The organism is Cupriavidus sp. 2SB (genome assembly GCF_005503625.1).
Taxonomy (GTDB): domain Bacteria; phylum Pseudomonadota; class Gammaproteobacteria; order Burkholderiales; family Burkholderiaceae; genus Cupriavidus.
Genome location: NZ_SCMX01000031.1, coordinates 59,598 through 70,833, shown reverse-complemented (window position 1 = coordinate 70,833; position 11,236 = coordinate 59,598). Strand labels below are relative to the sequence as shown.

7 protein-coding genes are annotated in these 11,236 nt (G+C 60.3%); 3 read left to right on the top strand and 4 right to left on the bottom strand.

Annotation, left to right across the window (positions count from 1 at the left end):
* The 3 genes from FFS21_RS16255 to FFS21_RS16250 all read left to right on the top strand — a co-directional run.
* The coding region (locus FFS21_RS16255) for a hypothetical protein (protein ID WP_212745245.1) at positions 1–792 on the top strand (792 nt) is incomplete at its 5' end.
* A 361-nt stretch (positions 793–1,153) separates the two neighbouring features.
* Entirely contained in the window at positions 1,154–1,312 is a 159-nt protein-coding gene (locus FFS21_RS32035) for a hypothetical protein (RefSeq protein ID WP_171020426.1), read from the top strand.
* A gap of 768 nt (positions 1,313–2,080) precedes the next feature.
* Complete coding sequence (locus tag FFS21_RS16250; protein WP_137925815.1) at positions 2,081–3,850, top strand: ShlB/FhaC/HecB family hemolysin secretion/activation protein; 1,770 nt, start codon at positions 2,081–2,083, stop codon at positions 3,848–3,850.
* 60 nt (positions 3,851–3,910) lie between these two features.
* Here the strand turns inward: FFS21_RS16250 and lpdA are convergent, their stop codons facing one another.
* The 4 genes from lpdA to aceE form a co-directional block, all read right to left on the bottom strand.
* Positions 3,911–5,692 carry a dihydrolipoyl dehydrogenase gene (gene lpdA, locus FFS21_RS16245; protein ID WP_137925814.1) on the bottom strand — a complete coding sequence of 594 codons (1,782 nt, stop codon included), beginning with the start codon at positions 5,690–5,692 and terminating at the stop codon, positions 3,911–3,913.
* Positions 5,693–5,731: 39 nt separating this feature from the next.
* Complete coding sequence (locus FFS21_RS16240; protein ID WP_237380070.1) at positions 5,732–6,370, bottom strand: Ntn hydrolase family protein; 639 nt, start codon at positions 6,368–6,370, stop codon at positions 5,732–5,734.
* Between the two features lie 168 nt (positions 6,371–6,538).
* Positions 6,539–8,209, bottom strand: coding sequence for a dihydrolipoyllysine-residue acetyltransferase (gene aceF, locus FFS21_RS16235; protein ID WP_137925813.1), 1,671 nt, complete (start codon positions 8,207–8,209; stop codon positions 6,539–6,541).
* Positions 8,210–8,417: 208 nt separating this feature from the next.
* On the bottom strand, positions 8,418–11,105 hold the full coding sequence (aceE, locus tag FFS21_RS16230) for a pyruvate dehydrogenase (acetyl-transferring), homodimeric type (RefSeq protein WP_137925812.1): 2,688 nt from the start codon (positions 11,103–11,105) through the stop codon (positions 8,418–8,420).
* Positions 11,106–11,236 lie beyond the last annotated feature (131 nt).

The following is an 11,236-nucleotide window of genomic DNA, read 5'->3' as shown; positions in this document are numbered from 1 at the left end:
GCTGTGGGGGGTGGATCTGGTGCGGCTACGGGGGCGAACGTGGATCGGTTTAATCGGCAGTTGCATCCGGACGAACGCAAATGGGCGAAGGACAACGCCAAGGAGTTTGCGGAGTTTTATGCGGAGAAGACGGGCGATCCAATTTCGGTTTCTGACGCTGAGAATATGTTGCTGTCAGGTGGATATCGGCTGGTTGATTCCGTAGCCAATAAGGCGCCCGGTGCAGATCGTGCTGCGACGGAGTTTATTTCGATGCATGGCGGCGACCTGTTCAACGCGACAGATGCGGAGCGAAGGAATACAACTCTCTATGGCAGTACCGACGGAAGCCCTACAGTAGAGCAGCGCGCACTAAATGTCAGTCACACCCCCGATCTTAAGCCTCAACCTTGGGCAGTAAGTGCAGGCATCTATCTTGGAGTCGGTGGAGAAATAGAGATTGGATTCACCGGTATTTCGCCGACTGCGACCAAGTTAGGGCTTGGCGTAGGGATCGGAGCCCATGGTTGGATGAGAGGTACGAGTCATGGGGCCAATGCTGATATTTTCAGGTACGACGATGATGCCAAATCTGGCGATTATCGCATTGGCTCATCGGCGGCCGGAAATGTATTTTTTGGTCCAGTTTCGGGACAAATAGGTGTTGGTGGGGGACTCTACTCCAATATCAAAAATAAACCTGAAACTGGTACATACGGGGAGGCAAGGATTGGTGCGGGAATTTCGCCGACCACTGGGGTTGGTGCGGAAGCAAAAGCAAACCTATTTGAATTCAGCTATAAAAGGAAATAATCATGAAATCCGATATTCAAACAATAAAAAAATTCAATGCAATTCGTTATGCAATAATATCTTTCATGGCAATTGGATTTCTGGGTGGATATTTTCTAAATTTTCTCCCTGAATCTCACAAGTACCTTTCGGTATTTTATATCTTAATATATGTGGCAATCTTGTTTTTGTCGATAGTAAAAATGTACCGCTGCCCATTTTGCAGTCGCATTCCATTAGGGCACCCCATGCCTTATGTCGACCTCTCCGCAAAAAGCTGCCGAGCATGTGGACATTCGTTCTTACGATCACACGACACCCCAGGGAAGGATTGACCAAACAAACATCCGTGGCGTGAAAAATATCTACAGAAGAATTAGAAATGAAAGCGCAATATCGCACATGGATTCGCATTGCATTCCCCATGACATTGCTGCATTCCTTCGGGGTCGTCGTTCTCATCGCATTTTTAGATCTCGCCATTGATCCATTATTTACCACGATATTTTACAACCATCCGTCATGGTGCGGCCTGACCTGACAATGCCAAGGCTACTCCTAACCATCGCTTTTTCAGCTTCTACTAGCTGGCGCACCTTGGCGAAACGGGGTGTCTGAATCTTTTTTGGCAGATATTGGAATAGTGGCACTGGTCGGAGCAATCTTGGGATTTTTATCTGTGGTGGCCAATATATTCAAAAGATAGAATGTTTTTGACCAAGTAATTCGGAATTATATTGAGCGGCGGCGAATTAACCGGAGAATCAAAATGAAATAGCAAGCCCCGTATGCTAGATTTCAAATCGCATCTACCATTGTGGTGGCTGCAGCGTTTGGTACTGGATTTTGGTCATTTTTGATCGCTGGAATTTTTGAAATTGTAGAGAATGAATCTTTACTATATTTCGGCGCGCCATTGTTTCTTATATTTTTTGTTATCTTCGCAAAAAATCTACGGAAACCATTAAGAAGAGCCGGGTTACTCAGTGACCCTCTCGAATCATTCGAGTCGCCAAAAAATCATTACGGGGATGGCAAATGAACTGGCGCGTCACGTATGCTCGAATACAGATATCTTTTACTATTTCTGTCGCATAAGCCTTCAGCGAGTAGGTTGCTCCGCAATAATTGCCGGACTTTGCAAAGTCATATTTGCAATAGGAGAGAATGAGCCCCTCTTATATGCTTTAAGACGCAAAAAATAAACCATTTAAATAAAGAATAAATTAATACGTACGTTCAGAACCGCCACTCGAACTCATTCACTTTTTAACCGGCCCGGACGCCCCCTCTGGCCCCTCCAACGCCGATGTTTCTAAAACTCACCAAAATTGCCACCGTTGCTTCGCTGGCCATCAGCCTCCTTGGCACTTCAAATTCCATCAACGCCCAGACCCTGCCAGTTCCCCGGCAAGCGGCGGCCCTGAATAATGCCGAGCAGGAACAACGCCATCGCCAGCAGCAGGAGGCGCGTGAGCGTAGCGCCGCGGTGAACGCACCATCAGTACTCGCCCCCGCGACCGAGCATGCCGAGCGCCCGTCGATGCCGAAGGAAGCGCCCTGCTTTCCGGTTCAGCGTTTCGTATTGGAAGTTCCCTCCGATCTCCCCGTCTATCTGCAAGCCGGCGGCGCCTCGGCCCTGCCGATGGATCCGTTTGCCTTTGCCCAGCTCTGGCTGGATCACTACCAAGGAGAATGCCTGGGCAGCCAGGGCGTCGGCATGCTGATCAAGGAGTTGTCCCGAACGATTCTCTCGCGGGGCTATGTGACCACGCGCGTGTTGGTGCCCGAGCAGGACCTGACGTCGGGCACGCTGAAACTGGCGCTGATTCCCGGTGTGATCGGCGAGATCCGTTTCAGCAAGCCGGACTTGTGGGGCACTTGGAGCGCGGCTTTCCCGACCTCGGCCGGCCAGTTGCTGAATTTGCGCGATCTTGAACAAGGGCTGGAGCAGATGAAACGCGTTGCCAGTCAGGACGTGGACATGCAGATCATGCCGACGCCCGTTCCGGGCCTCAGCGATGTGGTAATCACGGTCAAACGCGGCAAGCCGTGGACGCTGGTGGCGTCTGTCGATAATTCGGGATCGCGCTCGACGGGCAAATGGCAGGGAAATCTAAGTCTGGGCATCGACAATCCGCTGGGCCTGAGCGACATTTTCAACGTCGGTTTCAGTCAGGACGTGATGGTCGAGGACAAGGAGTTTGGTACCCGGGGCTGGAACACTTTTTACTCGATTCCCTGGGGATACTGGACCGCCACCCTCTCAGCTTCCAGCAGCAACTACTTCCAGCAGATCGCGGGCGCCAATCAGACGTTCATATCCAGCGGCAAGTCGGAGAATATCGATCTCAAACTGCATCGGGTATTGCACCGCAGCCAAAACGACGTGCTCGGCATGCACATGCGTTTGACGCGTCGATTCGGCCGGAGCTTCATCGAGGACTCCGAAATCTCGCACCAGCGGCGGAATAATACGATCCTGGAACTTGGCCTGACGGATCGTCACTATCTCGGCCGGTCCCAACTCGATGCCACGCTGTCTTACCGCCAGGGTCTCGGGGCTTTGGGCGCGCAAGACGACCTGTTGGCCGTGAACGGCGGCCCAACATGGCGGTATCGGATGATGGTTCTAGACGCCAATTTCTCGGTGCCGTTCAAGCTTGCCAATTTGCCTTTCCGCTACATCACGACGGTACGGGGGCAATATACCGATGATCGTCTCTATTACGTCGACAACCTGACGATCGGCAGCCGCTATACGGTGCGAGGTTTCGATGGGGAAAGCATGCTGGCTGGCGAGAGGGGATTTTACTGGCGCAACGAATTGCAGGTCCCACTAGCCACGGGACAGGCGTTCTATGCCGGGCTCGATTATGGGCGGGTGGCTGGACCCACCACGCGCAACCAAGCAGGAACGCAGCTAGCCGGCGCCGTCATTGGCTTCCGCGGAGGATTCGGCACCTCAAGGCTGGGCAGCCTATCGTACGACGCGTTTGTCGGAATGCCGGTTGACAAGCCGGAGCGCCTGCATACGGCAGGAGTGACAACCGGGTTGCAGGTGGCGTATCGATACTGATATCGCGGCACTAAAGAAAAACCCGCCTTCCGGCGGGTTTTTCTCATCCAACAACCAAACTCAACGCTTGCGCGGCGGTGGCACATCGGTGCACACCCCTTCGTAAATCTCCGCAGCCATGCCGATCGATTCGCCCAGCGTCGGGTGCGGGTGGATCGTCTTGCCGATATCCACTGCGTCCGCGCCCATCTCGATGGCCAGGCAGACTTCGCTGATCAGGTCGCCCGCGTGGGTGCCGACGATGCCGCCGCCGATGATGCGGTGGGTTTCCTCGTCGAAGATCAGCTTGGTGAAGCCTTCGTCGCGGCCATTGGCGATGGCGCGGCCTGATGCGGCCCACGGGAACGTGCCCTTGCCGTACTTGATGCCCTGCGCCTTGCACTGTTCTTCCGTCAGGCCGGCCCAGGCCACTTCCGGATCGGTGTAGGCCACCGACGGAATCTGTTTCACGTCGAAGTACGCCTTCTCCCCGTGGGCGGCTTCGGCGGCCACGTGGGCTTCATGCACGGCCTTGTGTGCCAGCATCGGTTGGCCGACGATGTCGCCGATGGCGAAGATGTGCGGCACGTTGGTGCGCAGTTGCTTGTCGACGTCGATGAAGCCACGGTCGGTCACAGCCACGCCAGCCTTCTCGGCGCCGATCTTCTTGCCGTTGGGCGTGCGGCCCACGGACACCAGCACGGCGTCGTAGCGCACCGGCTCGGCGGGCGCGCCCTCGCCTTCGAACTTCACATAGATGCCATCCGGCTTGGCTTCCACGCCAACCGTCTTGGTCTTGAGCATCACGTTGTCGAAGCGATGCTTGTTCATCTTGTCCCAGACCTTGACGAGGTCGCGGTCCGCGCCCTGCATCAGGCCGTCGAGCATTTCCACCACGTCGATGCGGGCGCCCAGCGTGCTGTACACCGTGGCCATTTCCAGGCCGATGATGCCGCCGCCGATAACCAGCATCTTGTTCGGGATGTCGCGCAGTTCCAGCGCGCCAGTCGAATCGAAAATGCGCGGATCTTCAGGGATGAACGGCAGCTTCACAGCCTGGCTACCGGCCGCGATGATCGCCTTTTCAAAGCGGATCACGGTCTTCTTGCCCGTGGTCGCCTTGGCGTCGCCCTCGGTTTCCTGCACTTCGAGGTGGTTCGGGTCCAGGAACGTGCCGATACCGCGCACAGTCTGCACCTTGCGCGCCTTGGCCATGCCGGCCAGCCCGCCCGTCAGCTTGTTGACGACGCTTTCCTTGTAGTGGCGCAGGCCGTCCAGGTCGATCTTGGCTTCGCCGAACAGGATGCCGTGCGCGGCCAGTGCCTTGGCTTCGTCGATCACGGCCGCATTGTGCAGCAGCGCCTTCGACGGGATGCAGCCCACGTTCAGGCAGACGCCGCCGAGCGTGCCGTAGCGCTCCACCAGTACCGTGTTCATGCCCAGATCGGCTGCGCGGAACGCTGCCGAGTAGCCGCCGGGGCCCGCGCCCAGCACGAGCATGTCGCACTGGATATCGGCCGAGCCGCTGTGCTTGCCAGCCACGGGTGCGGCGGCAGGAGCCGATGCCGCCGGAGCGGCAGCAGGAGCCGGTGCAGCCGCGGGTGCGGGCGCCGGTGCAGCCGCGGCGCCGCCTTCGATCGTGCAGATGACAGTGCCCTTGGCCACCTTGTCACCCACCTTGACCTTGACGTCCACGATCTTGCCAGCCGACGACGACGGCACTTCCATGCTGGCCTTGTCGCTCTCGAGCACGAGCAGCGACTGTTCTTCCTCGACCGTATCGCCGGCCTTGACCAGCACTTCGATCACTTCCACCGCGTCGAAATCGCCGATATCCGGCACTTTGACTTCGATCACACTCATGCTTTCCTCCTGGGATGCGCGCCCTGCCCGCCTGGGGGCTCAGGCCGCGCCGTCGTTGTTGGTTGCCGAGCCGTCCTGTTGCGCCGGCTGCTGGGGCTGTTCAGTCTGCTGCTGGAGCTTCACCGTATGCACATCGATCGGACCCGCCGAACTCTTGTCGAACTCGATCCCGGCATCCACACCTATCCGCGCGATCGCGCCGGCATCCATGCCCGGCATGTCGTAGACCGCGTGCATCGCGCCCAGCGCATAGTTGCGCCCCGATCCGATGCCCCAGAAACGGTCGAACGAAAACACCTCGCGATAGGAATAAACGCCATAGATGCCGCCCGGATTGGCGATCAGGCAAACGATCTGCGATGACTCGTAGGGGTCGTCGTCGTCTTCCTTGGTGTTGATGAAATACTCGTTCTTGAGCTTTTCATGCACTTTGAGGAAGGTTCGGAACACCTCGTCGCGGCTCATCAGGCGGCATTCGTCGCCCATGCCCGTCAGCAGTGCGCGCATGACCGGAAAATGCGCGGTGGTACCCGCCAGCGCGACGAAACTCTCGCCCACGGGAATCACCTTCTGGTTGCGCTCGTAGGCACGCGACAGCCGCGTATCGCCAAACGTCACCAGCGCATCGGCCGCGATCGCCACCTCGTCACCCTTACGTACGACAACGCAGGTCGTCATGGCTCGCCCCCTACGTTACTTTGACTCTTCGCACGCCGGCATTGCCGGCGTGCGTTGCGGTTGCTTCAACATGAAGCGAAGCGGTTCTGGCTAGGCGCGCGGCCGCAGACAGTACAAGTGGTACGGCAAGGCCGCGCAACGACGCCAGAATCATGTTTAAGCGACCGCTTACAGCAAGATGCGGCGGAAATCGGCCAGCAACGCGGCGAAGTACGTATTGAAGCGTGCAGCCTCGGCGCCGTCGATCACGCGGTGATCCCACGACAGCGACAGCGGCAGCGTTAGTTGCGGCACGAACTGCTTGCCGTCCCAGACCGGCTTCATGTACGACTTGCACACGCCCATGATGGCCACTTCCGGCGCATTGATGATCGGCGTGAAGTACGTGCCGCCGATGCCGCCCAGCGACGAGATCGAGAAGCAGCCGCCCTGCATCTGATCCGGCTTCAGCTTGCCGTCGCGCGCCAGCTTGGCCAGTTCGCCCATTTCCTGGCTGATCTCCAGCACGCCCTTCTTGTCGGCGTCCTTGATGACCGGCACGACCAGGCCGTTCGGCGTATCGGCAGCGAAACCGATGTTGAAGTACTTCTTCAGCACCAGATTGTCGCCGTCGAGCGAGGCATTGAAGTTCGGGAACTTCTTCAGCGCCGCCACCGTGGCCTTGATCATGAACGCCAGCATCGTGACCTTGATGCCGGACTTCTCGTTTTCCTTGTTCAGCTTCACGCGGAACGCTTCGAGCTCAGTGATGTCCGCCTCGTCGCAGTTCGTGACGTGCGGGATCATGACCCAGTTGCGGTGCAGGTTGGCGCCCGAGATCTTCTTGATGCGCGACAGCGGCTTGGATTCCACCTCGCCGAAGCGCGTGAAATCGACCTTCGGCCACGGCAGCAGATCCAGACCCACGCCCGAACCGCCAGCAGACGCAGCAGCAGCCGGCGCAGCGGTCTGGCCGCTCATCACGCCCTTGACGAAGTTCTGCACGTCCTGCTGCGTGATGCGGCCCTTCGGACCGGAACCCGGTACGCGCGACACATCCACACCCAGTTCCCGCGCGAACTTGCGCACGGACGGGCTGGCGTGGGCGGCCTTGCCGGTCACGCCCTGAGCCGGTGCGGCTGCTGGCGCGGGGGCCGGAGCCGGTGCCGATGCCGATGCAGCGGGAGCCGCGGACGGTGCGGCAGCAGGTGCTGCAGCCGGGGCAGGAGCCGGCGCTGCAGCGGCAGCACCCGCCGCGCCAGCGGCTTCGAGAATCAGGATCAGCGTGCCCTGGGCCACGTTATCGCCAACCTTGACCTTGACTTCCTTGACCGTGCCGCCTTGCGGGGCAGGCACATCCATCGTGGCCTTGTCGGATTCCAGCGTCACCAGCGCGTCTTCCGCGTTGATGGTGTCGCCCGGCTTCACATGGACTTCGATGACGGGAACGGCGTCGTAGTCGCCGATGTCGGGCACCTTCACCTCGACGATGCCACCGCCGGCAGGCGCGGCAGCCGGGGCCGGCGCAGCAGCGGCCGGAGCGGGTGCCGGGGCAGCGGCGGCTGGCGCCGGTGCGGGTGCCGGGGCAGCCGCCGGTGCGGGCGCAGCGGCGCTCGCGCCTGCAGGTTCCAGCATGACGAGGATCGAGCCCTCGGCCACGTTGTCGCCCACCTTGATCTTGACTTCCTTGACCGTGCCGGCCTGCGGCGACGGCACATCCATCGTGGCCTTGTCTGACTCCAGCGTCACCAGCGCGTCTTCCGCGTTGATGACGTCGCCCGGCTTCACATGGACTTCGATGACGGGAACGGCGTCGTAGTCGCCGATATCCGGCACCTTGATTTCAATCGCTTGACTCATTCAGTGTCTCTCCTGGGCAGCCGGCACCCTGGTTGTTGGCGACGTAGCGACAATCGGACAAACGCAATCGGCGAGGTTACTCCGGCCTCACGCATCTGTCACGCTGCCGCGCATCACCAGCGGCCGTGGGCACCGCCGGTCCAGCCGGGGGCGCCCACGGCACGGCGGCATGCCGTGCTGCGGGGGGTTCAGTCGTGCAAGTCCGGGGTCAGACCGACATCGGGTTCGGCTTGTTCGGGTCGAGGTTGTACTTCTTGATGGCTTCCGCCACCTTTTCGCGACCGATCGCACCTTCGTCGGCCAGCGCCTTCAGCGCGGCCACCGTCACCCAGTTACGGTCCACTTCAAAGAAGTGGCGCAGCTTCTCGCGGGTATCCGAGCGGCCGAAGCCGTCGGTGCCCAGCACCACATAGCGGCGCGGCACGAACGAGCGGATCTGCTCGGCGAACGCACGGATGTAGTCGGTCGAGGCGATGACCGGGCCGCGCACGCCCTTGAGCTTCTGCGCGACGAACGATTCGCGCGGCGTCTCGGTCGGATGTAGCAGGTTGAAGCGTTCCGTGGCATGGCCTTCACGGGCCAGTTCGGTGAAGCTCGGGCAGCTCCAGATGTCCGATTCCACGCCCCAGTCCTTCTTGAGCATCTCGGCGGCGGCAATCACCTCGCGGAAGATCGTGCCCGAACCCAGCAGCTGCACGCGCGGCGCATTGCTGTTTTCCACACCCTTGCGGAACAGGTACATGCCCTTGACGATGTCCTTCTCCGAGCCGGCCGGCATTTCCGGGTGCTCGTAGTTCTCGTTCATCACCGTCAGGTAGTAATACACGTCTTCCTGCTCTGCATACATGCGGCGCAGGCCATCCTGCATGATCACGGCCAGTTCGTACTGGAACGTCGGGTCATACGAGATGCAGTTCGGAATCGCGGCGTGGAAGACGTGCGAATGACCGTCCTCGTGCTGCAGGCCCTCGCCGTTCAGCGTGGTCCGGCCGGCGGTGCCGCCCAGCAGGAAGCCGCGTGAGCGCATGTCGGCAGCGGCCCAGCACAGGTCGCCGATACGCTGGATGCCGAACATCGAGTAGTAGATGTAGAACGGAATCATCTGCACGCCATGCGTCGAGTACGACGTGGCGGCGGCGATCCAGTCGCACATGGCGCCGGCTTCGTTGATGCCTTCCTGCAGGACCTGACCCGTCTGCGATTCCTTGTAGAACATCAGTTGGTCGTGGTCTTCCGGCACATACTTCTGGCCCTGCTGGTTCCAGATGCCGACTTGGCGGAACAGGCCTTCCATGCCGAACGTGCGCGACTCGTCCGGGACGATAGGCACCACGTGCTTGCCAATCTGCTTGTCCTTGAGCAGCGTGTTCAGGATACGGACGAAGGCCATCGTGGTGGACACTTCGCGGCCTTCGCCGGTGGCCTTGAGCAGCGCGTCGAACGCCGTCAGTTCGGGCACCTTGAGCGCTTCGGCCTTCTGGCGGCGGGTAGGCAGGTAGCCGCCCAGGTTCATACGCGCCTGGCGCATGTATTCCAGTTCCTTCGAGCCTTCCTCGAAGGTCAGGTACGGCACTTCCTCGAGCTTGTCGTCCGGCACCGGGATGCTGAACTGGTCGCGGAACGCGCGGATGGCGTCCACCGGCATCTTCTTCTGCTGGTGGGCCACGTTCATGGCCTGGCCCGCATCGCCCATGCCATAGCCCTTGATGGTCTTGGCCAGGATCAGCGTCGGCTGGCCCTTGTGCTCGCTGGCAGCCTTGTAGGCGGCGTAGACCTTGTGCGGATCGTGGCCGCCACGGTTCAGGCGCCAGATGTCGTCGTCGGACCAGTCGGCCACCATGGCCTTCAGTTCCGGCGTATTAAAGAAGTTCTCGCGCACGTAGGCGCCGTCCTTGGCCTTGAAGGTCTGATATTCGCCGTCCACGGCTTCCATCATCCGCTTCATCAGCAGGCCCTTGGTGTCGCGCGCCAGCAGTTGGTCCCAGCGGCTGCCCCACACCACCTTGATCACGTTCCAGCCCGAACCGCGGAATTCCGATTCCAGTTCCTGGATGATCTTGCCGTTGCCGCGCACCGGACCGTCCAGGCGCTGCAGGTTGCAGTTGATCACGAAGACGAGGTTGTCCAGCTTCTCGCGGCCAGCCATGCCGATCGCGCCCAGCGATTCCGGCTCGTCGGTCTCGCCGTCGCCCAGGAACGCCCAGACCTTGCGGTCGCCAGCCTTGGCCAGGCCGCGGCTGTCCAGGTACTTCATGAAACGGGCCTGGTAGATGGCCATGATCGGGCCCAGGCCCATCGACACGGTCGGGAACTGCCAGAAGTCCGGCATCAGCCACGGGTGCGGGTACGACGAGATGCCCTTGCCGTCCACTTCCTGGCGGAAGTTGTCCAGTTGCTCGGTCGTCAGGCGGCCCAGCAGGAAGGCGCGCGAATACACGCCCGGAGCCGAGTGGCCCTGCACGAAGACGAGGTCGCCGCCGCTCTGTTCCGAGGGCGCGCGCCAGAAGTGGTTGTAGCCCACGTCATAGAGCGTCGCCGCCGAGGCGAACGAGGAAATGTGGCCGCCGACGTTGGTGTGCTTGTTGGCGCGCAGCACCATGGCCATGGCGTTCCAGCGCGTGTACGAGCGGATACGGTGCTCCACGTCCTGGTCGCCGGGAATGCGGGCCTGCAGTTCCACCGGGATCGTATTGATATACGGGGTCTCGGCGTGGAACGGCTGCGTCACGCCATTCACGCGTGCGTATTCGATCTGCTTGTCGATCAGGAAGGCCGCGCGTTCGGCGCCTTCCGCCTTCAGGACGCCCTGCAGGGCATCCAGCCATTCATGCGTTTCCTGGGGATCTGCGTCGTTGGCGCTGCTGGCGCCGAGGATCTGCTCTGGTACAGCGGACATGACTGTCTCCTGGTGAATTCCTGCCCCGGGTGTCCGCCACGGTATGGCGGGAGACCGGTTGGCTCGGTCTGACGATTCTGACGCGTGCGGCGGAACGCTATTCTTGCCCTGGCATCGGTTCTGGCCAGTGC

Coding starts and splice junctions, on each gene's coding strand:
- aceF (WP_137925813.1), bottom strand. CDS start 8,209: ATGAGTCAAGCGATTGAAATCAAGGTGCCGGATATCGGCGACTACGAC.
- lpdA (WP_137925814.1), bottom strand. CDS start 5,692: ATGAGTGTGATCGAAGTCAAAGTGCCGGATATCGGCGATTTCGACGCG.
- FFS21_RS16240 (WP_237380070.1), bottom strand. CDS start 6,370: ATGACGACCTGCGTTGTCGTACGTAAGGGTGACGAGGTGGCGATCGCG.
- FFS21_RS32035 (WP_171020426.1), top strand. CDS start 1,154: ATGAAAGCGCAATATCGCACATGGATTCGCATTGCATTCCCCATGACA.
- aceE (WP_137925812.1), bottom strand. CDS start 11,105: ATGTCCGCTGTACCAGAGCAGATCCTCGGCGCCAGCAGCGCCAACGAC.
- FFS21_RS16250 (WP_137925815.1), top strand. CDS start 2,081: ATGTTTCTAAAACTCACCAAAATTGCCACCGTTGCTTCGCTGGCCATC.